General features: G+C 39.9%; 28 protein-coding genes and 1 other RNA gene. 5 read left to right on the top strand and 24 right to left on the bottom strand.

The window, feature by feature from the left end; all coding sequences use genetic code 11:
* Window positions 1-4: 4 nt before the first annotated feature.
* The 17 genes from PaeCFBP13512_RS08615 to PaeCFBP13512_RS08535 form a co-directional block, all read right to left on the bottom strand.
* Window positions 5-1,660, bottom strand: coding sequence for an RsmF rRNA methyltransferase first C-terminal domain-containing protein (locus PaeCFBP13512_RS08615; RefSeq protein WP_137222464.1), 1,656 nt, complete (start codon window positions 1,658-1,660; stop codon window positions 5-7).
* Between the two features lie 227 nt (window positions 1,661-1,887).
* Window positions 1,888-2,367: a DUF309 domain-containing protein gene (locus tag PaeCFBP13512_RS08610; RefSeq protein WP_069327815.1), complete on the bottom strand. Its 480-nt coding sequence runs from the start codon at window positions 2,365-2,367 to the stop codon at window positions 1,888-1,890.
* Window positions 2,351-3,175, bottom strand: coding sequence for a GTP pyrophosphokinase (locus PaeCFBP13512_RS08605; RefSeq protein WP_069327814.1), 825 nt, complete (start codon window positions 3,173-3,175; stop codon window positions 2,351-2,353). Before PaeCFBP13512_RS08605 ends, PaeCFBP13512_RS08610 begins: the two co-directional genes overlap by 17 nt.
* A gap of 52 nt (window positions 3,176-3,227) precedes the next feature.
* On the bottom strand, window positions 3,228-4,322 hold the full coding sequence (locus PaeCFBP13512_RS08600) for a quinone-dependent dihydroorotate dehydrogenase (RefSeq protein WP_083243496.1): 1,095 nt from the start codon (window positions 4,320-4,322) through the stop codon (window positions 3,228-3,230).
* 214 nt (window positions 4,323-4,536) lie between these two features.
* Window positions 4,537-5,949, bottom strand: coding sequence for a L,D-transpeptidase (locus tag PaeCFBP13512_RS08595; RefSeq protein ID WP_137222462.1), 1,413 nt, complete (start codon window positions 5,947-5,949; stop codon window positions 4,537-4,539).
* Between the two features lie 239 nt (window positions 5,950-6,188).
* Window positions 6,189-6,431 carry a ferredoxin gene (locus PaeCFBP13512_RS08590; RefSeq protein ID WP_069327812.1) on the bottom strand — a complete coding sequence of 81 codons (243 nt, stop codon included), beginning with the start codon at window positions 6,429-6,431 and terminating at the stop codon, window positions 6,189-6,191.
* Window positions 6,432-6,641: 210 nt separating this feature from the next.
* Entirely contained in the window at window positions 6,642-7,931 is a 1,290-nt protein-coding gene (locus PaeCFBP13512_RS08585) for a DNA polymerase IV (RefSeq protein ID WP_069327094.1), read from the bottom strand.
* A gap of 202 nt (window positions 7,932-8,133) precedes the next feature.
* Entirely contained in the window at window positions 8,134-8,568 is a 435-nt protein-coding gene (locus PaeCFBP13512_RS08580; protein WP_137222460.1) for an immunity 26/phosphotriesterase HocA family protein, read from the bottom strand.
* A gap of 59 nt (window positions 8,569-8,627) precedes the next feature.
* Complete coding sequence (locus tag PaeCFBP13512_RS08575) at window positions 8,628-9,074, bottom strand: DUF6386 family protein (protein WP_137222458.1); 447 nt, start codon at window positions 9,072-9,074, stop codon at window positions 8,628-8,630.
* A gap of 91 nt (window positions 9,075-9,165) precedes the next feature.
* The gene (locus PaeCFBP13512_RS08570) at window positions 9,166-9,513 is read right to left on the bottom strand and encodes a hypothetical protein (protein ID WP_137222456.1); all 348 of its coding nucleotides are present in this window, start codon (window positions 9,511-9,513) and stop codon (window positions 9,166-9,168) included.
* An 11-nt stretch (window positions 9,514-9,524) separates the two neighbouring features.
* Window positions 9,525-9,902 carry a hypothetical protein gene (locus PaeCFBP13512_RS08565; RefSeq protein ID WP_137222454.1) on the bottom strand — a complete coding sequence of 126 codons (378 nt, stop codon included), beginning with the start codon at window positions 9,900-9,902 and terminating at the stop codon, window positions 9,525-9,527.
* A gap of 42 nt (window positions 9,903-9,944) precedes the next feature.
* Window positions 9,945-10,319 carry a hypothetical protein gene (locus tag PaeCFBP13512_RS08560; protein ID WP_137222452.1) on the bottom strand — a complete coding sequence of 125 codons (375 nt, stop codon included), beginning with the start codon at window positions 10,317-10,319 and terminating at the stop codon, window positions 9,945-9,947.
* Window positions 10,320-10,332: 13 nt separating this feature from the next.
* Window positions 10,333-10,953, bottom strand: coding sequence for an SMI1/KNR4 family protein (locus tag PaeCFBP13512_RS08555; protein WP_137222450.1), 621 nt, complete (start codon window positions 10,951-10,953; stop codon window positions 10,333-10,335).
* A 29-nt stretch (window positions 10,954-10,982) separates the two neighbouring features.
* On the bottom strand, window positions 10,983-11,456 hold the full coding sequence (locus PaeCFBP13512_RS08550) for a hypothetical protein (protein ID WP_137222448.1): 474 nt from the start codon (window positions 11,454-11,456) through the stop codon (window positions 10,983-10,985).
* Between the two features lie 12 nt (window positions 11,457-11,468).
* Window positions 11,469-12,011, bottom strand: coding sequence for a hypothetical protein (locus tag PaeCFBP13512_RS08545; protein ID WP_137222446.1), 543 nt, complete (start codon window positions 12,009-12,011; stop codon window positions 11,469-11,471).
* Window positions 12,008-12,463 carry a tetratricopeptide repeat protein gene (locus PaeCFBP13512_RS08540; protein ID WP_137222444.1) on the bottom strand — a complete coding sequence of 152 codons (456 nt, stop codon included), beginning with the start codon at window positions 12,461-12,463 and terminating at the stop codon, window positions 12,008-12,010. The genes PaeCFBP13512_RS08545 and PaeCFBP13512_RS08540 overlap by 4 nt, the downstream gene beginning before the upstream one ends.
* Before the next feature lie 80 nt (window positions 12,464-12,543).
* Window positions 12,544-13,104, bottom strand: a complete 561-nt coding sequence (locus tag PaeCFBP13512_RS08535; protein WP_069327084.1) for an Imm50 family immunity protein — start codon at window positions 13,102-13,104, stop codon at window positions 12,544-12,546.
* A gap of 186 nt (window positions 13,105-13,290) precedes the next feature.
* On the opposite strand from PaeCFBP13512_RS08535, the gene cimA reads away from it, so the two are divergent.
* Both cimA and PaeCFBP13512_RS08525 read left to right on the top strand, forming a co-directional pair.
* Window positions 13,291-14,910 carry a citramalate synthase gene (gene cimA / locus PaeCFBP13512_RS08530; protein WP_137222442.1) on the top strand — a complete coding sequence of 540 codons (1,620 nt, stop codon included), beginning with the start codon at window positions 13,291-13,293 and terminating at the stop codon, window positions 14,908-14,910.
* A 248-nt stretch (window positions 14,911-15,158) separates the two neighbouring features.
* Window positions 15,159-15,734: a M67 family metallopeptidase gene (locus tag PaeCFBP13512_RS08525; protein ID WP_161594238.1), complete on the top strand. Its 576-nt coding sequence runs from the start codon at window positions 15,159-15,161 to the stop codon at window positions 15,732-15,734.
* 27 nt (window positions 15,735-15,761) lie between these two features.
* Here the strand turns inward: PaeCFBP13512_RS08525 and PaeCFBP13512_RS08520 are convergent, their stop codons facing one another.
* The 3 genes from PaeCFBP13512_RS08520 to PaeCFBP13512_RS08510 are packed head-to-tail and all read right to left on the bottom strand — an operon-like array spanning window position 15,762 to window position 19,001.
* A complete protein-coding gene (locus PaeCFBP13512_RS08520; protein ID WP_137222438.1) occupies window positions 15,762-16,499 on the bottom strand; it encodes an exonuclease domain-containing protein in 738 nt (245 codons plus the stop codon).
* The gene (locus PaeCFBP13512_RS08515; protein WP_137222436.1) at window positions 16,496-17,578 is read right to left on the bottom strand and encodes a DUF294 nucleotidyltransferase-like domain-containing protein; all 1,083 of its coding nucleotides are present in this window, start codon (window positions 17,576-17,578) and stop codon (window positions 16,496-16,498) included. Before PaeCFBP13512_RS08515 ends, PaeCFBP13512_RS08520 begins: the two co-directional genes overlap by 4 nt.
* Window positions 17,579-17,618: 40 nt before the next feature.
* Entirely contained in the window at window positions 17,619-19,001 is a 1,383-nt protein-coding gene (locus PaeCFBP13512_RS08510; RefSeq protein WP_069327079.1) for an ammonium transporter, read from the bottom strand.
* 479 nt (window positions 19,002-19,480) lie between these two features.
* On the opposite strand from PaeCFBP13512_RS08510, the gene PaeCFBP13512_RS08505 reads away from it, so the two are divergent.
* Both PaeCFBP13512_RS08505 and PaeCFBP13512_RS08500 read left to right on the top strand, forming a co-directional pair.
* A complete protein-coding gene (locus PaeCFBP13512_RS08505) occupies window positions 19,481-19,915 on the top strand; it encodes a MerR family transcriptional regulator (RefSeq protein ID WP_069327107.1) in 435 nt (144 codons plus the stop codon).
* 27 nt (window positions 19,916-19,942) lie between these two features.
* Window positions 19,943-20,626 (top strand): zinc metallopeptidase, encoded by a 684-nt coding sequence (locus PaeCFBP13512_RS08500; RefSeq protein WP_137222434.1) that lies wholly within the window; start codon window positions 19,943-19,945, stop codon window positions 20,624-20,626.
* Window positions 20,627-20,778: 152 nt separating this feature from the next.
* On the opposite strand, the gene PaeCFBP13512_RS08495 is transcribed toward PaeCFBP13512_RS08500, so the two are convergent.
* Window positions 20,779-21,462 carry a rhomboid family intramembrane serine protease gene (locus tag PaeCFBP13512_RS08495; RefSeq protein ID WP_137222432.1) on the bottom strand — a complete coding sequence of 228 codons (684 nt, stop codon included), beginning with the start codon at window positions 21,460-21,462 and terminating at the stop codon, window positions 20,779-20,781.
* Window positions 21,463-21,583: 121 nt separating this feature from the next.
* On the opposite strand from PaeCFBP13512_RS08495, the gene tpx reads away from it, so the two are divergent.
* Window positions 21,584-22,102, top strand: coding sequence for a thiol peroxidase (gene tpx, locus PaeCFBP13512_RS08490; protein WP_137222430.1), 519 nt, complete (start codon window positions 21,584-21,586; stop codon window positions 22,100-22,102).
* A 169-nt stretch (window positions 22,103-22,271) separates the two neighbouring features.
* On the opposite strand, the gene PaeCFBP13512_RS08485 is transcribed toward tpx, so the two are convergent.
* From PaeCFBP13512_RS08485 to PaeCFBP13512_RS08475, 3 genes are all read right to left on the bottom strand, one after another.
* Complete coding sequence (locus PaeCFBP13512_RS08485) at window positions 22,272-22,667, bottom strand: DUF1499 domain-containing protein (protein WP_069327075.1); 396 nt, start codon at window positions 22,665-22,667, stop codon at window positions 22,272-22,274.
* Window positions 22,668-22,871: 204 nt separating this feature from the next.
* A non-coding RNA gene (gene ssrS / locus PaeCFBP13512_RS08480) (6S RNA) lies at window positions 22,872-23,061 on the bottom strand.
* A 122-nt stretch (window positions 23,062-23,183) separates the two neighbouring features.
* Window positions 23,184-24,050: a YesL family protein gene (locus tag PaeCFBP13512_RS08475; protein WP_083243412.1), complete on the bottom strand. Its 867-nt coding sequence runs from the start codon at window positions 24,048-24,050 to the stop codon at window positions 23,184-23,186.
* Window positions 24,051-24,189: the final 139 nt, after the last annotated feature.

The raw sequence follows: 24,189 nt of genomic DNA, 5'->3' as shown, positions 1-24,189 counted from the left end.
AATTTTATGTCCATCTCCATCCTGCTGGATATTCATTTTTGAGCATACCCTCTAACCATTTTCCCCATCCGACCGAATAACCGTCAATACAGACTAATACATAGCCTTTAGGTGGAATATCTGTAGCACGTTCTACACGTTGTTCTTCGATTGTTAATGTTTCTCCTTTTAAGTAGGAGACAGCTTCAGTAGTATTCGATTGAAGCTGGATAGAGCGCTTGGCTTCGGTGGTCTGAAGCGCAGTAGCAAGAGCATGAGACGGTGTAAAGCGTCCATTCTTTATCGTACCGACAAACCAACCCGGTCTGACCACTTTAAGCCCTTTGAGTTGCTGTTCTGTTATCGGTGATTGATAAATACGTCCACCAAAATGAATCCAGTTCTGCGACCATGTTAGATTCAATTCACGATCTGTAAATTCTTGAATCACTTCTGTCATCGACAATGATTCATTGTGATCACTTGATGGAGCTTTTGCATCGGAACGATAGTCTTTGCTTTTCTTACCTGAACGGCGATCACTTTTCCAATCGTGTTGGTCTTTCGTAGATGGTCGTTTTTCGGCACGTTTCGGTTTGTCCGTATATGTTTTGGAGAATGTAGACTGTGGGTTGATATTCATCACAGGATGATTTGCTACAGGTTCCGCTTCTCCTTGATGATCCAGCACACAAATATAATGCCCTTCTCCTTCGATTAGATGTGGCCATAATCGAGCACTATGCACTGTCTGTTCGAGTGATGCTGTAGATACAGGCTGATAAGATTCATTATGGTCTACATCCAGAGCAGTCCCACTCAACATGGAAGTACCTGCTTGTAATTCATGTTCTACTTGCTGCGCCCAATCACTATGACCGGATGCAAAATGTTCTGCATTTTGTAGTGGAGTCACTTGAAATTCAGCATGCTGATCTAGAAATACAGCGATACTACGCTCATTTTCCTCAGGTGCAAACGTACACGTCGAATATACGATTCGTCCACCGGGAGCTAACATTTTAGCTACAATATTCAAAATATCTTGTTGCATCATTGCACAGCGTTCAACCGAATGATTGACCCACTGGCGTGCCATATCTTCATCTTTACGGAACATACCTTCACCTGAACAAGGCGCATCGACTAATATTTTGTTGAAAAATCCTGCAAACTGCTCTGCGATATGCTCGGGTGTCTCATTCAAAACGACGGCATTACGAACACCGTATAATTCCATATTTTTAGCAAGGGCTTTGGTACGATCTGCACTGATATCATTGGTCACTAATATCCCTTGTCCTTGTAGAGCCGCTGCAATCTGCGTAGACTTGCCTCCAGGAGCGGCACATAGATCAAGTACCCGATCACCCGGCTGTACATCTAGCGCTTCCACAGGAGCCATAGCACTAGGCTCTTGAATATAGTAAAGTCCTGCATGATAATATGGGTGCTTACCCGGTCTTGTTCCTTCTTCTACATAATATCCGGTAGGACACCACGGAATCGGACGTAATGCGAATGGAGTTATATGTTGAAAATCCTGATCGGTGATTTTGAGTGTATTGATGCGTATGCCTGCATGAGGTGATTGTTGATAGCTATCCATAAAAGACTGGAATTCATCACCGAGCAAATCTTGCATCCGCTGCACGAATAGCGGCGGGAGTTGCAAAGCCATATTGGGTCGTTCTCCTTTAATTGAGGTTGATAATAGATCGATTGATCTGTATACATCCAGACAAACGTCATTTTATTTTACCATAGTTTAAAGCTACTCATACCAAAAAGCTTGCCATAGTGGCAAGCTTAGTGTGTACGCTTATATTTCCAAGCGCTCAAAGTAAGATATTTTGCTTCGCAAAAATCACTTTTGATTGGACTGGGTCGCGCTTTTACTTCCAAGCGCTAGAGTTCTTTGGATTTAGGACCTCGTTCGTAGCCTGTGCGTAACGGTAGATTCGGTTGAATGGTCTGATACGCTTGGTCTACTTCTTTTTGCAATAATGGGTCTGTGATTTGGATATTGAGGTCATAAAAGTCAAAAGGTTGTTCTTGATAATGTTCTAGTCGCTCAATATACAATTGCACATCTGCCATTAGTTTTTCCATATTAATGCCGAGTGCATGATGTTGATACGGCAGTAATTTGTTATAACTGCTTTTCATCATTTTGACAGCACCAGCGATTTTATTATAGGTATGATTCACTGTTCCATTGCGGAAATGAAAGAGTGCAACTGCAATTTGTAGCAATCCCTGATATACCGGTTCTCGCTGTTTCTCTAGCCATAACTCTTCCAGCACTTCATGACATTCAAAATAATCGCGATCCCGATTAAAGTAGACCAGATATGCTACATACAGCGGCTCAAAATTGGCTTTCATCTTCTTCTCCACTTACTTTAACTGACTCTGCTCGAAGCATGACTTTGATATCGCTGGATAATTCTTTGAGCCCTTCAAAATCATGTTCTTGCCATAATTCATCAAACCGCTTGCGGAAAGCAATCGCTTCTACAATCAGATGGAAGAAGTACAACTTGTGGATATCCGTCAGAATTCGATGCACAATACTGGAATCATCTTCAAAGCTTTTCTGAGCGGATAAAATATCTTCACGAATACTGGACATTTCGTTATCGAGCACCATCGCCGCTTCCGCCGCTGTTTTGAGTCGACTACGAATATCGTCCGGTAGACTGTTATGGTATTTATAATTCAAAGAGTGTTCAATCGTTGCCCAGAAATTCATCGCAAGTGTACGAATCTGAATCTCAGCAAGCACCATTTTTTGTCCGAAAGCGGTCTGCACCGGATATTCAGCAATCATATGGAAGCTACGGTATCCACTATCTTTGAAGTTAGTAATATAATCCTTTTCATATAACACTGTTAAATCTTTGCGAGAACGTACATACTGGGCAACCCAACGAATATCTTCTACAAATTGGCACATGATACGGATGCCGGCGATATCCTCGATTCCAGTTTCAAGTTCATCCATCGGTACATCTAGACGTTTGGCTTTATCCAGAATACTCGATATTTTTTTGACACGACCGGTTACAAATTCAATCGGTGCATATTCCTGACGTTTTTTAAGTTCTGAACGCATTGTTTTGAACTTGACTTTTAATTCTTCAACCGCTTGCTCATAGGGAAGCAAGAATAATCCCCAGTCTCTTCCGTCCATCTTCATGCCTCCTTAGTCTATGACCTCTTCATTGAGTCGAGGGTATATTGGATTAATGATGATCTGCTCCCACTGCCTGGGAAATGTGTGTGAATCCGTCACGTTGCATACGCTCCCGGATATCCATATGTATCTTCCGGGTCACTTCCGGTCCTTCGTAGATAAATGAAGTATAAATCTCGACCAGACTAGAACCCGCTCTGATTTTGTCATAAGCATCCTGTCCTGAGAAAATGCCTCCACAACCTATGATTGGCAGTTTACCTTCAGTCTGACGATACACTTGAGAAATGATTTCTGTAGATCGCTTGGTTAGTGGTCTGCCGCTTAGTCCACCTGCTTCACTCGCATGCTGATGAGTCAATCCATCACGAGATAGCGTAGTATTGGTAGCAATTAGACCTGCTACACCACTTGCAGCAATCGTATCTACCATATGTTCAAGTTCATTATCGTTGACATCCGGTGCAATTTTGACCAGTACCGATTTGGACATGCCATTTTGCTTCGCTTGTCGTTTCATTTCACCCATCACTTGTCTGAGCAAATCTTTTAATTCATCACCATGCTGCAAGTTTCGCAGATCAGGTGTGTTAGGTGAGCTAATATTAACTACAAAAAAATCAGCATATCGATACAATGTGCGAATACACGTTTCATAATCGCTAGCTGCATCTGCATTAGACGTTACTTTATTTTTACCGATATTGACTGCTATAGGAATAGGTCTTGAAGACAATGAACGCAGTCTTCCTGCCATAGCAGCTGCCCCTTCATTATTGAAGCCCATTCGATTCACCAGCGCTTCATCTGAAGGCAAGCGAAACAAACGTGGCAATTCATTACCGGATTGTGCTTTGGGTGTTACTGTTCCGACTTCCATAAATCCAAAACCTGACGCAGACAATCCTGGAACAGCCTGAGCATTTTTGTCTAACCCTGCCGCAAGACCAACAGGACTAGGAAATGAAAGTCCAAACAATTCAGTCGTCATATCTGGTGTACTTGTCACCCCATACATCGACTTCATAGCAGCTAATGTGCCTGGTATACGCACTCCCGCGCCCAGACCTCCAATAACCATATGATGTGCTTTTTCCGGGTCCATCCGAAATAACATAGGTTTGAAAACATTGCGATAAAGCAAGTCACATTCACTCCGTTCCTGGCATTTACAAAAAGCCTTTATGCATGAATGTATAAGGAATACAGTATATTAACCTGTACATTCATTCTCTATACCAGTTTATCCTGTTCTGTGACAAAAGAAAAGCGCTCTTCTCATTTGAAAAGAGCGTCCACTGTGTACATAAACTCAAACGGTCTATAATGAATCAAACCAGTGACTACAAGGAACCATCCTAATTCAACCAATGATAATGACGGGAAGGATCAGTCTGATCTTGAGTGCGATTTGTCTTGAAACGTACAGTCGGTATCGCAGGATCACCCGGCAACACATTACTATCAATCGTCACTTTGGTACCTAACGGAATCATATCGAATAATTCTTCAACATCGGCTTGATCCATCCGTACACAACCTAGCGATTCATCTTTCCCAACACTATCCGGATCATTGGTACCATGAATAGCATAATTTGTATCGGATAACTGCATACCCCGACTTCCAAATTCTCCTTTGGATTTACTATTTGGATTGATCACTTTAATCGATACTCTAAACGTTCCTTCAGGCGTTTTGCTTCCACCTAGCCCGACTTCATAATTGCGTAAAATAATCGATCCACTTACAATCGCCAAGCGATGCTTTTCTCTGTCTACGATCACTTCAAGTGGCTTTGTAAAATAAGGATGATTACCAAGTGTAGAGGAGAAAGCTTTGTCTCCTCTGGTACTTTCACTATCACCTGTACTTTGTCCCGGACGACTTTGCCATTTCTTCAATGCTGTAAATGTGCTATTCATCGTATCCGAACTACCTGCTAACCAGTTACCGGGAAAAGGAGCATCCAATTGATTGATCTGCGCCGGAAGATTCCCTTTAGCTGTAATATAATTCGTAATCGCAGTCTGCATCACAATCCATTGTTCTTGTTGCTGTACCCATGCCGCAGATTCATTAGTATAACGTTCCAGTTCTCCCGGCTTGCACTTACAAGCTTCTGGATCATACGATTGTAGATCGATTTGTCCGGGTTGTTTGGTTGCAGCCATTGTATATAATACAGGCATATTGTCTTTCCATATCAACCAATCATCTTGCTTTTCCATACCTAGTACTGAGGCTACTTGAGGTGCTGTTTGGAACAATTGTTGTTGCATATACTTGGATACCGCCAATAATGAAGCATTGCTATGAATCCCCGATGCTTCAGCTGTAAAGCTAAGCGGCACAGAGTATCCTTTGAATGTTTCTTTCGGTTGTTTTTGAGAGGCTACCTGAGTAGGTGACTTGGTTGGTTGAGAAGCCAATTGATCTGCAAGAGTATCATCTGTTGCGTGAGGAGCGTCTACAGAACGTAACATAATCAGAAAAAGCAATAATAATGCGAATAAGCTACGCCGCCAACGACGTATTTTATGATCTCTTTTTTCAGCCATCTCCATGAGCTTGGCTTCATAATCTTTCAAAATATCAGCAGGGACTTTGCTATGTTCAAACGCTTCGTATACATCTCCAGCTTTGTTGTAACAGTAATTAGCTTTACCCATTTGCCCATCTGCTTCATATTCTTTACCTAACAAATACCAGCCCATTCTGTTGTTGGGATGCATTTTGACATATCGCTTTAGATAGAGTAGATTTTTCATTCATTACCTCCAGCATGGACACTGCGCTCCAATATTCTATATTTTCTCTATAGTATGTACCATTTAGGGATAATTACTTTAGATTTAAAATGTACTACAATATTATTTATATCGGCTAATCTGTGTATTTCTTCAAGGGGCTTTAAAAAGATGATAAAAGGCGTTGAGAGACACATATGTGCCTCTGCAACGCCTTTTATTCGGATCCTGTATTTATGATATTATAAATACAATCTAAATTATTCAGATTGAGCGAAAGGCTCATCAGCAATTTTGATTGAATCTGTAGGGCAACCATCGCAAGCATCTTGCAAGTCATCGTACATATCGTCTGGAATTGCCATTATACCGCGGTTAGCATCACCATCATAAATCACTTCTGCCAAACCTTCATCATCATAATCGTAAACGTCTGGAGCTGTTGCTCCACAAGCACCACAAGCGATGCATGTATCTTTATCAACCCAACTATATTTCCCCATCTTTATATATGCCTCCTATCGTTACTTACCAGTTGTCTTTTTGAGAACCGACACCAGTGTACATATAATCACAATATAATATAAAAAATCGATAATTTCAAATCAATAACCAGCAATTTCCAATACACAAATTGTAACATACCTCTTGCATTAATCCAAGATTCCCTAAAATTTAAACTATATTTTTTTATTTTAATGTCTATTTATCGTCTATTCTTCCATACCTGGTAAGATAACTCCATCTTTTTGCAGCGAAGTTCCTCTGATTTTGTGATTGCGAATCAATACCGAAGGATCATTACCTAACATACCTGCTGTCAAAATCGCACTTTCGCCAAATTTGTCACGTAATTTATCCATTACTTCATTTAACTGTTCTTTGACCGGTTGACGACTATAATCGAACAAATCCATTTGTAGAGCAGCTTCTTCTTTCGGTTGCAAATTCTGAAGAGATACACCCAGCAATCGTACAGGCGCACGATCTCCCCAATGGCGATCATACAATGCGCAAGCTTCACGATAGACTTCATCAGCGGTTTCTGTAGGAACAGCCAGCGATTTGGAGCGAGTGATCGTTTTCATATCTGGCGTACGAATCGTAATCTGAATCGTCTGTGCTATTAATTTCTGACGACGCAATCGGCGACACACCTGATCACTTAGATTGAGCATTACTCTTCTGATATCATCACGTGCTTGAATATCTGCGGGTAATGTTGTGGTATGCCCTATCGACTTACTGACTTCACGATCAATCTCAACAGGCGAATGGTCAATACCGTTAGCCGCTTGTTTGAGCCAGCTTCCCATTACACCAAATCTAGCTGTTAAGCGAGCTTCATCTGCCGCCGCCAGTTGTCCAATCGTGCGAATACCCATATCTACCAATTTGGCAGATGTTTTACCACCTACACCAAATAATTGTCCACATGGCTTATCCCACAACAACTTGGGCATATCTCGTATACGCAAAATCGAAATTCCTTTAGGCTTTTTCATATCAGAAGCCATTTTTGCCAGTAATTTATTAGGAGCAATCCCTATCGAACACGGCAAATGCAATTCGTCCCAGATCCGTTGTTGTAGCTGTTCAGCAATCTGTGGAGGTGTACCGAATTGACTTGAACCGGTGATATCTAGATAACATTCATCAATGGAGGTTGCTTGCAACATTGGCGTATAACTATAGGCAATATTCATAAATGCCATCGAGTATTGTTTATACAGATAAAAATCAGGCGAAATTAAGATCAGATTCGGGCATTTTTGCAAGGCTTCTCTAACTAACATACCTGTTTTGACGCCACGATTTCTAGCTTCATACGATGAAGTTACCACTATTCCTTTACGAAGTTCAACACTACCCGCAACAGCAGTTGGTTTTCCTTGATATTTGTCAGGTTCTTCCGCCGTATGAACAGAACAGTAAAAAGCATTCATATCCACATGCAGAATGACCCTTCCTTTGGCAGGGTAGTAATTGGCATGATGCCTCAAGCTGATCATCCTCCTTGCCTGTGTAGAGTGTACCCTGTTCCCTTTGCTCGATGATCCGAATCATTTACAATAAATATCGTATGGTTTTATTATATCGTAACTGTATCATTTAGCCTATCCTATCCATCTAAAAATAAGTACAAACGTTCGACATTTTATTATGTATGTATTGGAGCTGAATAGAGATGAATCAATTTCAACCTTATGGATACTGAGCCAGATACTTTTGTACTAATTCATATCCTGCTACAGCAAGTGGAGGATAATCTTGTAATTCACTGATTTCAAGTATTCTGATGTAGTCGTCATTGTGATATAGATGGTTAGAAACGGAGAAATATTGCAACGACGCTTGTTCAGCCGATAATGGAGCATAATCGATGATTTGCCATGTTCCTTTTGCGAGTAATTTAGAGGCGGTAACGATCATGGAGAAAGATCCTCGATAATTTGTAAATAAAAGATACTGTTGTTCCCCGTGATAGACTTCATCTTCTTGAATAGAAAGCACACCAAATGAAAATACCTTTTTAAATCGGTCATGCAGAGCACTAATCACCTGACAAATTGCAAATCGCTGATCATGCATTGGAATCACAAAAATATCGCCTGCTTTATACTTTACCTTTTTAAACATCTCCTAACTCCTTTTTTCGTTTATCAATACGTTCGCTAATGGGCTCATCTCCTTATTACTTATCCTATACGAATCAAATCTTTGAACTCGTTCGTAGCTTGCTGATGCTCAGTCCATAACAGCGCAAACTCAATCTGTTGTTCATTTCGTGCTATTTTCAAATGATAGACACCAGGCTCAACCGTTATATACTGTCCACTGTCTCCATCTTCAGGTTCTAGCTCGCCACCTGTTACATTTTCTGCTGCTCCTGCATACAATTGACCCGAAGGAACATTGATCCACAATTGTACCGATGTTTGTTGTATATCTTCTACCTGTTGCATCGTGTATAAGCCATCTGCGCCTACATTGAGAAAAGCAACATTTCCTAAATTCACTTCTAGCAATTCATCTTCAGGAATAGACCACCAATCGGATGTATCTTCTAACCGATGTTTAAGGGCTTGAAGATCGTAAATACACAATGTAGCTGTGTCTGTAATGACTTGAATTTGGTTAGACATTGGATTGCTCCTCTCTTGGTTATACTCATTTCATAATGTGCACATCTGATCCTGATTACAATCTCATCTCTTCCAGTACTCTTATGATCATTTACAATTCAATCCACTGATCTTCGGTAGAAATAATTGTTTGGATGGTATCAATCATTCGCCGTACAGGTGCATCATGTCGATGAAACAAACAATAAATATACACTTCGCCTTCGGCTATAGATTCAATGGCTAGCTCAGCCTGCTCCACTTGAATCTGTGCCACATGCGGCCACTCTGTATGAGAAGGATCTGTGATAACCAACCCATCGTCTACCTGCTCTATCACCATATCACCCAGATCTAACGTAACCAAATCCTGTCTTAACTGCTCCATTAACTGCTTGGCTTGCTGTTCTTTACTTATGCTATCATGTTCTATACATTGAATACCGTATTCCCAACCCACGATGACTCACCTCATAAATTTCCGAAAATAATAATTTCATCTGCCCATTCCAACTGTATCTCTAACCATGTAACTAGTGAGCGAATAAAAGCTTTCAGTTCACGATCTTTGGTCTGATAAGCTTTCATTTCGGCTAATATATTGGTCCAGAGTGCTTTGGCAATCGGATTAAATCCTGTTGTATCAAAGTATCCATATCGATCTTTGGTCACCGGATCAACAATCGGATAATGCTTTTTCAGATAAGGCATCAAATAATCAAAATCACCCGCATAAATAAAAACAGAATCGGCTTCAATCTGATTCCACTTTTCACCATAACGCGCAGGCAATAATTCATATCCTAGTAGTCCATCAGCTTTACTATGCTTATAGGTAATAGCTTTCATTGGTACACCCTCATTTCTTATGAAATGACATCTGTTTGCAATTTACTTTTCACCAGAATATAGGAACGGATACATGTACGACTTCATCCATTGTTGCGTTTGCTCGTGAGTGGACGACTTCACATAGGGTTGCTCTTGCTCTAGACGCTTCAACTTTTCCTCAACAAATGTTTCATTCATCAGAGACGATTGATTATAAAACGAAGCCGAACTTTCAGCCATATCACTTGCTTTCATGATTTTATAAAGTAGACTATTCAGCGAATCACTACCTGCATACAATAGTGAATCTGTTTCTTCACAAGCAAATTTCAGATACAACATTGCTTTTTGAAAAGCAACAATCTCCGCTTGATTAACCTCTATCGTTCGCAACGGTCCATCCCGCTCATCGTCTTGCTCTATAAATGGATTCAATTTCAAACCCCTCCTACCTGCTTGGATTCAATAACGATTGATCTAACCAGAGTTCATACCAGTCCAAAAAATGTAAGCGATTGGGATTATCAAAATAATGATCTGGATATATTCCTCCATCATTGAATCGATCATCTACCCATATTTCTCCGTAACTGTTCCCTCGTACAATCAAATTAATCGATACACCGCAACCATAATTGCTAATTCTCAGCATTCCATCTGCCCATTTGGCATCATACATAGCTTCTTCATCAATCTCATCTTCTGCCTCTTCCTCAGCAGGCAATAGATTCCACGATTCAGTAAACCGAAAATCAGCCGAAATATTTACCAGTCCGAATGCTTCATTTTTATCATCTAAAGATTCATAAATGCCATCTGCTAACCGTTCTAATCCATAATAAGGCCCTGCTCCACCATCACCAATTTGTAACAAAAATGCTCGATAATCCGCAGGTAATACGATTTGATGTTGTTGTTCAAACGCAGTGATTTCAGCTTCAGTTTGGACAGTATTTAGTCGATACTGATGATGAAAAGCACCGAATACTTGAAATGTACTATCCTGTATCCGCAATTGCTCCAACTTATCATAGATTCGTATGAGTTGAGTCTGAATCTGCTCACTCATTATGTATAATCTCCTTTCACCGATATAGACTAGCTGTGGATCGTACATTGATCCAATTGTACCCATAGATTCTGCTCATCATAACCACTAACAATACCGGTTACCGTTAATCCTACTCCGATCGGTTGTCCATTCATCTGTTCAGGCAATGTTGTTGTATCGGCAATTGCATACACATGCTCATTCAATTGAATAAGACAACCTTGCGGATAGAACATACGTAATATGCCTGTTACCGAATCACCGGGCAAGTACTGTTGTTTGTAATAATCCCATTGCTTTCGATAGGATGAGATTGCAGATTCCCATATTATTTCAAATTCAATTAGACCAATCTGTTCATCCGGTTCAAAATCAACTTTTTTCTCAGCGAGCATAAAATCAGGCGCAATCGATACTTTGGATTGACCTTCTGCTATCACAATCTGGCGATAAGCTACTCGTTGATCGTCCACTTCAAAATAGTATATTTCATCTTCAAATAACGATTTGATATACTGCACAATCCATCCTCCTTATTCCAAGTACTCCATACAGTCCTGCAACGTATTTTGCATATCTTGATCTGTCGTATGACGTGAGATATTTTCAAATACAGGTAGAGCTTGCTTCAGAAGTAGATAACTGTAGACATAATAATTGAAAAAGATTTCTGAATCATATCCGCGAGGTTCTTCATTGTCCCATTCTAATTCATCATCTTGATCATCGTTATCCCAAAGATACGTTTCTTCTAATAAAAGAGGCATTGCGTCCAGTGTCTGCTTAGTATCTTCCAACTGTTCGTGTTCAGAAAGAGCTTCAATTACTCCTGCATACAAATCAATCTCTGCTGCGCTGACTTCATCTGGTGATTGAAGAGATAATTCTTTTAACAAAAAGAATAGTAGCCATGGTGTGACCTGCCATAATGTTGATTGATGTTCTACGATATTGGATAGACCACTGTAATTCCTTTTGGCGATCATTTGAGGAACTTCTGTCGCTCTCCCGTAAGGCGTAGTGATCCGATTCCATGGAATATCTTGAATAGTTAATTGATCTAAAGAAACTGTCATTGGGCTTCCTCCTTTTCCGTTTGTTTCATCTGTGTATAGAATTGCAGATATTTGCGATCGAATCCTTGAAAAGCACGTGTACCACCAAATTGATAGGCTTGTTCAAACCATGTATATGCTTCGGACGTATCCCCTGTCTCATAACAGGTTATACCGACATTTATTCGAGCTGAAGTATGTCTAGGATTATCTTTTACTGCTTCTAGAGCAAGCAGTGCCCACTCACGAGCCTGTTGATAATCCTGACGATCCATATAGACACTTACTTTACATGAAGCAATCCATTCTGTAAGATCCCAGTGCGCTATAGGCTCTGGAAGCAACTCCCAAGCCTCTGTATATTTATCTAACGCTTGATCCCATTTATGATCTTCGTGAGAACGATTTCCTTGTTCTACAATAGCTACAATTTGATCGGATAACGGTTGATTATAATCTTCCAAATTAGGCATATCTATCCCCCTTTATCCCTTTACAGATATATTTCTTCAAAAGTCGTCCTCTTAAGTCTGAGGTGAACTTTCCATAGAGCTTACGATTTCAACTCTGCTTTGATGCCTCCACAGAAGAAACTACCTGACATGCCTCTTGCTGCTTCAATATCAACGACCATCAATGTTTCATCATAACGGAAATCCATCTCAGCGATTTCATTCTTCTCCATATCCGGTGCTGAAAATTCAATCTCAGTCGCTTCCAAAAAAGTAAGCTTGATCGTATGATCTGCAAAAGGTTCTGCCAATTGAACATCTAACTCCACTTTGTCTTTACCAATAGTATGATCAGTTATTACACCGTGTTCGAAGTCAGGAAAATGCCCTAATTTGGCAATAATCTCTTTACTCCCTACAATCGATACTGTCGGTGAAAATGCCAGTTGGATCACAACTTGATCGCCCCACTCTAGCGGTTCGTCTGTTGAAATATATAGCTGAATCGCATCTGCTGTTAATTCACGCACACTTGCGACTACATAATCTCCAGCAGATACCATGACCACATCGTGTGGATCAAACGGTAAAGGTTGTTCTGACGTATAATAAAGGGTGAATACCTTGTTATTTTGTTCAACTTTTTGAATATGTAATTGCATGATGTACTGCCTCCTAGTAAACTAAATAAAATCAAAATTATCGTATCCCTTACATAAGTGAGGTGATATAATAATAAATTATACTAAAAAACAATGCTTTATTGACACCCCACTTCACAAATGATTAACGAAACACTAAAAAAAGCTATTCATTTTTTTGCACAAATGAAGGAGGAACTCCCCATTATGTCAAAGTCCATATCGATTTTCGACACTACGCTTCGTGACGGTACTCAAGGTGAAGGTATCAGTTTGTCCGCAGATGACAAGCTCAAAATCGCCAAAAAACTTGATGAGCTTGGTGTTCATTATATTGAAGGCGGTATTCCCGGAAGCAATGGCAAAGACATTGAGTTTTTCAAACGAGTACAAACACTTGGATTACATGCCAAAATCACAGCCTTTGGTAGTACACGTCGTAAGGGGAGTATTGCCCATCAGGATGATAATCTCAAACGCATGATCGAATCCGGTGCACAAGCCGCTACATTAGTCGGTAAGTCTTGGGATTTTCATGTGCATACTGCACTTCAGACTACACTTGAAGAAAATCTAGCGATGATTGCAGATTCAATCTCCTATTTGAAGCAACAAGGAATGGAACTTATTTTTGATGCTGAACACTTTTTCGATGGGTACAAAAACAATCCTGAATATGCAGTAGAAGTATTACGTACAGCACGCAAAGCAGGTGCAGATTGGTTAACCATGTGCGATACCAATGGTGGTACACTTCCACATGAAATTTATGAAATCGTATCCAGATTAAATCTTGAACTTGACGGCGCTCCTCTAGGAATTCATACACATAACGATTGCGAACTAGCTGTAGCTAATACATTAAGCGCTGTTCAAGCCGGAGCAAGACAGATTCAAGGCACAATGAATGGATATGGTGAGCGTTGTGGTAATGCTAACCTTTGTTCTATCCTACCTACACTGCAATTAAAAATGGATTATACCTGTATCAGTAACGAACAGATGGCTCAATTAACGAATACAGCAAGGTATGTTAGCGAAATTGCGAATGTGCATATGCCTATTAATCAGCCTTATGTTGGAAATGCTGCTTTTGCCCATAAAGGAGGTATTCACGTTTCTGCTATTTTGCGTGATTCTAGAACTTATGAGCATATCGAACCTGAGAAAATTGGTAACAAACAGCGTATTCTTGTCTCTGAATTAGCAGGACAAAGCAATATCCTTTCTAAAGCGAAAGAAATGGATCTGATCCTTGACCCTGAAAATGAAAATACCAAACAGATTATTGGTAAAATCAAAGATTTGGAGCATCAAGGATATCAATTCGAAGGCGCAGATGCTTCGCTTGAATTGTTGCTACGTGAAGCCAATGGTGAAATTAAAGAATTATTCGTTTTTGAATCGTTCAAAATGTTGGTCGAGAAAAATGCAGGTTCTGCTGTTGTATCTGAAGCTTTTGTCAAACTCAAAATCGGTGGAGACAGTATCTACACTGCCGCTGAAGGTAATGGTCCGGTGAATGCACTGGATAATGCACTTCGTAAAGCTTTGGTTGAACATTATCCGAATTTACGTGAAATGCATCTATCCGATTATAAAGTTCGTGTATTAGATGAAGCAGACGCAACCGCTTCTAAAGTCCGTGTATTGATCGAATCACAGAATCTAAGCAATACGTGGAGTACGGTCGGTGTATCTGCTAACGTTATTGAAGCCAGTTGGGAAGCATTGGTAGACAGTATCCGTTATGCTCTTATTGGACAAGCTTTGCCTGATCAGAATCTATCTAACGGCCCTTCTATTCATGGGATCGTGAACCATTAATAAGAGATTGTAAGATGTTTACGATAACTTCGCACTGTAATGCTTCATAGCGTTAGAGAGCGTGATCCACTTCTGTATCTATTAGTTATATGATGAATATCAAAAATAAGGTTCTGGATCGTATATCTTTTGGATATAGGTCGCAGAGCCTTATTTTATGAAACGTTCTACAAATACATATCTATTATAATAAAAAAAGTGACTCTCCTGATTGCATGGAGAGTCCAATAAAGAGAGGGGTAAATACAATGGCAGACCTGCTGCGCACAGATAGGGAGACTGACATCTCCATTCGTCCAACAGCCCTACAGCTACTGACCGACCATATGAGCAGTTCCCTATCCTCAGAAGTCTGCGGGGTATTGCTCGGTAGAAAAGCAGCGGGAGGTATGCGCATCGAATCCTATCGGAAGCTACGCAACGTTGCACCTGACCCGCTGCACCACTTCCTGTTTGACCCTATTGAATGGGTTCAATGTTGTTATCAAGAGACTGACTTGATCGGCATTTTTCATTCCCATCCATTGTCTGCTCCTATACCTTCTTCCACAGATCTTATTCAATTACAGCAATTTGGTGCTTTGACCCCTATTTATCTAATTGGATCATCATCTACTGCTTTATCTGATCAGCCACAATGGATAGATCGTTCATGGCTTATGATCTCAGATCAAGATCATGTACACAAAAACCATTTGCATACACACAATACGCAATCTTTGGCTATAGCAGGTTATCAAGTGATCACGGATAATTTAGCAGATTCAACTGCCTCAGATACACCTTTGTATACATTGCAATCTTGCGCATTGAGACTGGTTTAAATCATATTAATTTCTTTGAAATCAATCTTAGAAATTACTCAAATAAGCATACAAATCTTCGAGTGTATCCACCTGTTTATGACGCATTAGACGAAGGTACTCTCCCCATAACGAAGCTGTCATTTTGGCATCTTCTAGTGCATGATGGCGAAGTGTAATCGGAATACGTGCTTCTTCCAATAATTCATCTAATCCGTAACTACCAAGTGAAGGTTTAAGCCATTTGCCGATCATCATTGTATCCAGTATCCGATGTGTTAATTGGATTTTGGATGTTTTCCATAAAGCGGCATTGAGAAATGCTTTATCATGCCCTGTACCATGAGCAATTAATACCGATCTACCGACAAAAGCCATAAAGTCATGCAACCCGTCGATTAGCGAAGGGGCACCTTCAATCATTTCCTGGGTAATACCTGTCAGCTCTGTAATATTTTCAGGGACATTGGTTTTGGCATTTACTAACGTATAAAATTGTTCATCTGTCACTTCATCGCCAATCATTTTGACCGCTCCGAAAGATAATATCTCATCTCCATGTTGAGCATGAAATCCCGTCGTCTCCAGATCGAAAACGACGGTCTCTAACTTGCTCAGTGGCATATACAATACTTCAGGGCGACGCTGTTCACGAGAAAGAGATCTTATAAAAGCCATTTGCTGTGCAGAAGGAGCACCGAATACGGAAGCAATAGCAGATGGAACACCACCACTACGCAGACTGCGCCAAAAACCATTGTTCGCTGTTTTCACTGGCTCTTTCATAAGCGTCTCCTTTCTAAAAAGCGTAATTGCCGTTGAAGTACACGATGTGCTTTTTTCACTGTTCCCAGACTATCTCGAAGCTCATGGAAAAGAGGTCTTTGTTTCCAATCTTTTTGCGGCATAAATCCAGTACCGATATACAATCCATCCACTTGCTGTACAGGTGTAGAATTACGCATACGCAGTGCTGTTAAAAAAGCTTCTTGCATCATTTCCAGTAGCGATAACGTGGCTGCTTCTAATTGAATAAGCCGTTCTAATCGCTTTAATGTAGAAGATTCATAGATACCATGCTGTAATGCCAGATAACGTGATGCATTAACAAGCGGAATATAAATACCATACTTTACATCGAAATCACCTGCATGCTCGCCAAATCGTTCAGCCACGACCTGACCCAATACATTGAGTGTTGCTTTGTGACGAACGGTATTTCGCAAAACTGCCGCTGGTAATTGAGGTGTTTCTTTGATCCCTCCATATAACGTATCTAACCATGCATTTGAAAGTTCAGTATCCCCTACCATATGTCTCATATCGGAAGCGATAATCCAATTACGAACAGGCTCCCAACTGAGATCACTACGCCAGGTATTCAATTGAGTACGCCAATCGGTTAGCGTTTTACGCCACATCGGCTCAGAGCACATCACTTTTCCCTGACATTTCTCATAACCTATCGCTTCTAATATATCTGCAAGTGTACTGCCAAATTGTTTGAAATAATCTTCTTTGCCCTCATGAGGTTCATCACTTATGATCAATCCATTGTCTTGATCGCTCCAAAGTGTAGATTCCAATCTCCCTGCGCTACCGAAAACAATAAAAGAATATGCAACAGGAGGCGGACCGTAGCCCGCCTCACTTAATTGTTTTTCACAAATGGCTACTGCCTGTTGCATTACATGATCGTGCATTTCATTGACCTTCTTTACCCACTGACGCGTGTCGCTATCCGGCAAAGCTTGATACAATTCGGTCTGCATCGATATGCGCTTTTCTTTCAATAATTGCGGAGTATCAGCATCGGCAAGATCACGCAAGGGAAGATCAAAAGAATATTCATTCATCAGCTTCATCCCCTACTGCTCTTTCTTCATGATGTTGGAGAACAGAGCGTTATTTGCGCGCATCTTCACCTAATGCTCTCATTTGCTCAGGATAACCATAAGAACCATGTTCACTAATATCTAGACCCATCATTTCTTCTTCTTCAGTAACACGAATACCATTGATCGATTTCATGATCCATAAGATAAGAAGAGAGATCACGAGAACAAAGATAAATGTACCGATCATCCCTAGCAACTGAACGCCTAATTGATGGAATCCACCACCATAGAACAATCCTGGAGAACCAACACCTGTTTTTTCTACTAATTCCGGTGTAGCGAAGAATCCTGTAGAGACAGCTCCCCACATACCTGCAATACCATGAACAGAGAACGCATAGATCGGATCATCGATTCCTGCTTTTTCAAACCATTGTGATGTAAAGAAGGTTACAATACCTGCTACCAGACCGATTACGATAGCCGCCCATACATCGACAAAAGCACAAGAACCGGTAATCGCTACAAGTGCAGCAAGCACACCATTTAACATACTTGGAATATCTGCTTTACCAAAAACAACCCATGAGATCAATAGAGCGGCTACACCACCTGCTGCGGCTGCAAGATTAGTTGTCAGCGCCACATAAGTGAAGAATCCATCATTTAATGTAGATAGCGCACTACCCGGGTTAAAGCCCATCCAACCGAACCAGAGAATAAATACACCGACTACAGAATAAATCTGGTTATGACCTGGAATAATATTAGGCTTACCATCTTTATTGTATTTACCAAGACGAGGTTTGAGCATTAATGTAGCGGCTAGACCTGCTGTTGCACCTGTCAAATGGACAACGGTAGAACCTGCATAATCCTGCATCTCCATAGCGCCTAACCACCCGCCACCCCATACCCAGTGAGCAATGATCGGGTAAATAATAACCGTAAACAAAATACCGAAGATAATATACACACTTAACTTCGCACGTTCAGCAAATCCGCCAAAAGCAATAGATAAGGAGACTGCTGCGAAAGCAAGGTGGAAAAGGAACATCATTGAGATTGGAATACCAAGCCCAGATAGTGCATCAAACGACCCCATCATTCCTTCGCCACTTAAGAAAAATCCTTCATACCCGAAAAATCCATTACCATTACCAAATCCAAGACCAAAACCAAAAGCCCAGAAAGCAATGAGTGCAATACCCAGTGTAAGAATTGTTTTACCTGCAACGTGACCCGCATTTTTCATACGTACTGAACCCGCTTCTAACAGTGCAAAACCAGCTTGCATGAATAACACCAGTGCGAACGCCAGGAACACGAAGAACGTGTTAAGTCCTGTGGATACCTCAGCTGTTGTAACCTCAGCTGCTGCAAAAGCACTTAATGGAAAAGCAAGAAGGGTTGATGCCGCTAACCCCATAACGGCCCATTTTTTTCTCATATAACCCACTCTCCTTATGTAATATTACTTCACATGTCGTGAAATCCTTAATGTCATTATAATCAGAATAATGAAAGAATGACAAGAGTTAATTTTCAATTTTTGAAAATATTTTGTTTCTTACATCTACTCTTACTTTAATTCTTTACCGTTTAACATCGTCAAAGTGTAGTGAATTCAAGCTTTTGAGCGATTTTGATCCTATTTTTTATACGTATTTTTATATTTGTTATGATGAATACTTTTTATACTATTTATATAGTATTCAGATCATTTTCATCTAAATTTAAGGGATCGTGATTATACTAGATTTAAGTCTTCCTTCATATAGTGTGACAGAATATGTAAAAGCAAGCATAACGTTACACTGTATGGTTTGACTGCAACGTTTGTATTCCTGTAATATAAACAAACAGGATGCAAACTCAAGGGATCCTGTTTTGATCATGACTATAAATGGGGGTGGATACCTTGGGGATATGAAACTTTATCGGATCGGCGAATTAGCCAAAACAGCCGGCATTAGTGAACGTACAGTTGATTACTACACTAAGCTCGGATTGATACAACCAGAAAGTCGTTCCTTAAAAAACTATAGGCTCTATAGTTTTGAAACCTTAATACGATTGGAACGTATAACAAAGTTAAAGCAGGACAAATACACTCTTGATGAAATTAGAGATAAACTGCACGCCTGGGATCGGGTTTCAGACGAAGAACAGGTTACGCAACGACTCACCGAGTTGGAACAACACATGCTTCAATTACAACGCGAAGTACGTGAACTCGAACCTTTACTTTCACAAATGAAGCCTAATCAAGCCAAACGTGCATTTGTTAATCTGATTCCTCAAAGTGCCGCCTGTATCGAGGCGTTAAAATTCCTGCTAGGTCAAAGTTCAGGCATGATGTAATTTGTCTATACTATGGAGGAATGAGAAATGAGTATTAATGCTTTCTTTTGGATCTTAATTATTCTTGCGTTTGGATTAACCATCTGGGCACAATTTAGAGTTAAAGGTACATTTAAGAAATATTCTGAAGTTCCTAATGCACGAGGTCTTACCGGTTATGAAGCAGCACGTCATATGTTAGATAGTAACGGTCTTCAAGATGTTCCTATCGAACCTGTACGTGGAACGCTAAGCGACCACTATGATCCTGTTCATCGGGTAGTACGTCTTTCTGAAGATGTATATTACCAAAACAGTATTTCGGCTGTATCTGTAGCTTGTCACGAAATTGGTCATGCGATTCAACACAAAACGCATTATCCAATGCTTGCACTTCGTCACCGTATCTTCCCGGTTGTTAACTTCACATCCGGTATTGCACCATTTTTAATTATTGCAGGTGCTATTTTCAGTTCGTTTAGCCTTTTGGGACTTGGGGTTATTTTCTTCTCGGCTGCTGTTGTATTCCAATTGGTAACTTTACCCGTTGAGTTTAACGCAAGTAACCGTGCAAGAGATATTATGGTTGCTGAAGGTTATGTAACGAATGAAGAAGAACGTAGTGTAGGTAAAGTATTGAATGCTGCTGCTCTTACTTATGTAGCGGCTGCGCTATTGTCTGTACTTGAATTGTTACGCCTTGTCTTTATGTTTGCAGGTAACCGTGACTAAGAACGTTATCATCAGATGACTGTCTAATCATTAAATTCAATAGATTCCAAACAAAAACCACTTTCGATGTATAGAAAGTGGTTTTTGTTGGTTTACACTCTATCTTTATTTTATCTAAACGACTAAAGATTAGTGGTATAGATCGAACAAGATCATTCCATTTTGTTTCGATTTTCTTGTTCAGACAGTGATTTGGCATAAGCTTCTGCCAAACGTCTCCATCGTCCACGTAATCCAGTCAATCGCAACATCAATCCGTAAATAAAGAATCCAGCGATTAGACCGCCTACATGCGCCCAGATGCCAATACCCGGAACAACGAAGGTGAAAATAAGACCCAGACCTAAAATCGTGTACATCGTCTTACGAGAAGCCTCATCCATAATTTGACGCTGGAACAACGCTATATATAAAAATGCTCCATAGATACCATAGATGGCTCCAGATGCCCCAACTGCAACTACACCGGTAACGGATTGTTGATACAGTTCCCAACTGATTACATTTCCGATAATACCACTCGCCATATACAGAACTACATAACGCCAGCTTCCAATTAAACGTTCAAGCGGTGGAGCAAATACAATTAGACCAAAGCTATTCGATAACAAATGGCTAAATCCATTATGCAAAAATATAGCTGTAATTACTCTCCACCATTCACTATATGCTGGATGATTTGTAACAGCTCCATAATCAGCTAATGTCTGCAAATTGGTCGAACCGCCATTAAAGCTTAAAAAGATAAACACTGCAACATTAATCAATAATATCAAAGAAGTGACTGGATAATACCGTAAAAAACTTTTCCAATTCTCATAACGGACAAATAACATAGGATCTTCCTTTACTGAATATAGTAGTGAACTGCATTTTTGATTTATTACCCTCACTCTATTATAATGAATTCTGGTTAAGATTGCGAAATGATAGCAAGATATAAGGAGGCAATATGATATGGTACAAGAACGTACAGGCATAGCTACTTTTAAAGGAAACCCTATTACTCTTATTGGCCCTGAACTTAAAGTAGGCGATCAAGCTCCTGCATTTAATCTGAGTAAAAATCTACTTGAACAAGCAACACTTAGCGATTACGCAGGTAAAGTAAAATTGATTAGTGTGGTTCCTTCTCTGGATACAGGTGTATGTGATGCACAGACACGTCGTTTTAATGAAGCCGCTTCTGAACTAGGCGATGACGTAATCGTTCTGACGATCAGTGCAGACCTTCCTTTTGCTCAAGCAAGATGGTGTGGTGCAGCTGGTGTAGATCGTGTCGTTACTCTATCTGATTATCGTGATAACTCGTTTGGCAAAGCTTATGGTGTATTGATTAAAGAATTTGTAATTGATATGCGTTCGATTTTTGTCATTGATCAAAACGATGTTATTCAATATGTTGAATACTTGCCAGAAATGGCTGAACATCCAGACTATGACAAAGCAGTTGCAGCCGTCAAACAATTGCTATAATCTAGCTTCAATAAGTCAATAAGTATTTCACAGTAAGAATCTAATCCTTAGTATTACGGTAGACTATCGTTAACGTTCCAAAAAAAAGAAGCTTCCTACTCACGGTATGTGAATAGGAAGCTTCTTTGAAGTCGTATACCAAATACGTATGTATGAAGCATGGGCTTCATTAGGTACTGGTTGTTTTGTATTGTGCTAGCTTTTTATCCAAAGAACCAAAAAGATTCAGGATATTACGATAATTCGCTCCTAGATCACCTAATGATCCACGAGAAGCAGAATAAATATCGATGGCACTACGCACAGGACTTACCGATACAATCGATACGGTAATATCCATTGTCCGTCCAAAACCTGTTTTTTTCTCCAGTATAATTTCGCCTACACTTGGAACTTCATGCAGTACTTTATAACCCGGAATTTTTTTGAGGGTTGAAGAAACTTCTTCCCATGCTCTTTCACGGGACAGATTGTAATATCTTGTTTTCATTTGAGGATCTTTGGCACGATCGCCTGTTCCTTCTTGGCTACGTATAATCCCCACCAATGTTCTCTTTAACGACAAGATTTTTCCTCCTTTACATGTGAAGCCTACCTTATTCTAAGTGTATCATTAGTACCTGAATAATAAAACTAATATTATGTAAGCGCACACGAAAAACGCCCTATTCTATCAATTCTTTTACAGAACTGTAGCTAGAGCGCTCTCGTATTCAATAATTCGGTCATTCACACTACACCAACCTCTTGCTTACTGATGAATCTACTAAAAAGTCCCGCATATGCCGTCTGATTACATTGTCTTCGAACCTGCGTAGCAGGTGGGTGATCGCAAAACTGTTTTTGAAGTCCCCGCATCCAATGGATAGGGCTGGTCAGCTACAGTTCAATTTGAATCTCCCAAGACATTGTTATTGGTTCAAAACAACAGATAATCAAAACGTACATTGCAGGATGTAAATTCATTATAAACCTCGTGTAGCGAATTGTAAACCTTTACACCATTTTTTTCCTGATATCTATTTTTGAACGATAATAAGGAATAAAATATGAGTTTTAACGACTATTTGTTCGGGCTATGTTAACGTTCTTTATTTTTAGTCAAGCTTTTTTTAACATTATCGTTCATTGAAGTTGGTTGCTTTTCAACATTGATTTGTTTGGCTTGCTCAACAGGAGACTGATCCCCAATCACTAATTGTTCATCTGCTTTTAATTCTTTTTCTTCATCTGCTAGTGCTTGTTTCTCAGACTGTTCTTGCATTTTAAGGAACATCCCATAGAAGTTAAAGAATGCAAACCACGCGATACCTGAAGCTAAAAAGAAAACAAATAGCACAGGATATTTGGTACCGATAAACAATAAAGCTACTGTACCGAGCAATGTCGAGAACAGACGAAATGGTCTAACGATTGATAAAAGGATCGCATTTTTAACAATATCTTTTAATTTCATATGATAGTGAGCAATCATAGCGAAGAAATTGAACAAAGATACGAATAATACCAGCAAGAAAATCAACATCACGATTCCAAGTAATTGTAGATTCGGGAATTGAGTCATATAAACGGTATAGTCTACATACATAATAACAAATAATAATGTATAGAAGAATCCACCTAACATACTCTGTTTATAATTTTCTTTGTATCCTCTAAAGTAGGTTTTGAATACCGATACATCGCCTTCGCCCATCACCCATTTACGAACCACTGTAAAAAGAGCAGCTGTCGCCGGAAACAATGTGAACGGTGCCATAATTCCCATTCCCCAATTGGCTTGAAGAATATCATTCGCTGTAAACCCGGATTGACCAAAAATAAATCGCATTACTAGGAAAAATAAAAATGGTGAAGAACAAATGACCCATAATAGGTTACTACCTGCTAAGCGCATAATCCACTCGGATAGCCTGTATATTCCACCCATTACCCCTCTAAATTCCAAATCAACTTCCCCCTCACGTCTGCATCAGCATTTCATCATATCGCTGTTTTCTCTGAAACCTACACATATTAAATATACCTAACTCTTCATTATAATACCAGTGTCGATTGATTATGTATGGTATTTCGCTAATTCCCCT

The organism is Paenibacillus sp. CFBP13512 (genome assembly GCF_005233705.1).
GTDB classification, from domain to species: Bacteria; Bacillota; Bacilli; order Paenibacillales; family Paenibacillaceae; genus Saccharibacillus; species Saccharibacillus nuruki.
The sequence above is the reverse complement of the archived record's forward strand: the minus strand, read 5'-3'. Positions and strand labels throughout refer to the sequence as shown.

Excerpts from the sequence above, each read along its gene's own strand:
- PaeCFBP13512_RS08580 (WP_137222460.1), bottom strand. The coding sequence starts at position 8,568 with ATGTTTAAAAAGGTAAAGTATAAAGCAGGCGATATTTTTGTGATTCCA.
- cimA (WP_137222442.1), top strand. The coding sequence starts at position 13,291 with ATGTCAAAGTCCATATCGATTTTCGACACTACGCTTCGTGACGGTACT.
- tpx (WP_137222430.1), top strand. The coding sequence starts at position 21,584 with ATGGTACAAGAACGTACAGGCATAGCTACTTTTAAAGGAAACCCTATT.
- PaeCFBP13512_RS08575 (WP_137222458.1), bottom strand. The coding sequence starts at position 9,074 with ATGTCTAACCAAATTCAAGTCATTACAGACACAGCTACATTGTGTATT.
- PaeCFBP13512_RS08495 (WP_137222432.1), bottom strand. The coding sequence starts at position 21,462 with ATGTTATTTGTCCGTTATGAGAATTGGAAAAGTTTTTTACGGTATTAT.
- PaeCFBP13512_RS08515 (WP_137222436.1), bottom strand. The coding sequence starts at position 17,578 with ATGAAGCTGATGAATGAATATTCTTTTGATCTTCCCTTGCGTGATCTT.
- PaeCFBP13512_RS08500 (WP_137222434.1), top strand. The coding sequence starts at position 19,943 with ATGAGTATTAATGCTTTCTTTTGGATCTTAATTATTCTTGCGTTTGGA.
- PaeCFBP13512_RS08610 (WP_069327815.1), bottom strand. The coding sequence starts at position 2,367 with ATGAAAGCCAATTTTGAGCCGCTGTATGTAGCATATCTGGTCTACTTT.
- PaeCFBP13512_RS08540 (WP_137222444.1), bottom strand. The coding sequence starts at position 12,463 with ATGCCTAATTTGGAAGATTATAATCAACCGTTATCCGATCAAATTGTA.
- PaeCFBP13512_RS08605 (WP_069327814.1), bottom strand. The coding sequence starts at position 3,175 with ATGGACGGAAGAGACTGGGGATTATTCTTGCTTCCCTATGAGCAAGCG.
- PaeCFBP13512_RS08615 (WP_137222464.1), bottom strand. The coding sequence starts at position 1,660 with ATGGCTTTGCAACTCCCGCCGCTATTCGTGCAGCGGATGCAAGATTTG.
- PaeCFBP13512_RS08595 (WP_137222462.1), bottom strand. The coding sequence starts at position 5,949 with ATGAAAAATCTACTCTATCTAAAGCGATATGTCAAAATGCATCCCAAC.
- PaeCFBP13512_RS08565 (WP_137222454.1), bottom strand. The coding sequence starts at position 9,902 with ATGAAAGCTATTACCTATAAGCATAGTAAAGCTGATGGACTACTAGGA.
- PaeCFBP13512_RS08510 (WP_069327079.1), bottom strand. The coding sequence starts at position 19,001 with ATGAGAAAAAAATGGGCCGTTATGGGGTTAGCGGCATCAACCCTTCTT.
- PaeCFBP13512_RS08545 (WP_137222446.1), bottom strand. The coding sequence starts at position 12,011 with ATGACAGTTTCTTTAGATCAATTAACTATTCAAGATATTCCATGGAAT.
- PaeCFBP13512_RS08505 (WP_069327107.1), top strand. The coding sequence starts at position 19,481 with ATGAAACTTTATCGGATCGGCGAATTAGCCAAAACAGCCGGCATTAGT.
- PaeCFBP13512_RS08555 (WP_137222450.1), bottom strand. The coding sequence starts at position 10,953 with ATGAGTGAGCAGATTCAGACTCAACTCATACGAATCTATGATAAGTTG.
- PaeCFBP13512_RS08525 (WP_161594238.1), top strand. The coding sequence starts at position 15,159 with ATGGCAGACCTGCTGCGCACAGATAGGGAGACTGACATCTCCATTCGT.
- PaeCFBP13512_RS08520 (WP_137222438.1), bottom strand. The coding sequence starts at position 16,499 with ATGAAAGAGCCAGTGAAAACAGCGAACAATGGTTTTTGGCGCAGTCTG.
- PaeCFBP13512_RS08590 (WP_069327812.1), bottom strand. The coding sequence starts at position 6,431 with ATGGGGAAATATAGTTGGGTTGATAAAGATACATGCATCGCTTGTGGT.
- PaeCFBP13512_RS08535 (WP_069327084.1), bottom strand. The coding sequence starts at position 13,104 with ATGCAATTACATATTCAAAAAGTTGAACAAAATAACAAGGTATTCACC.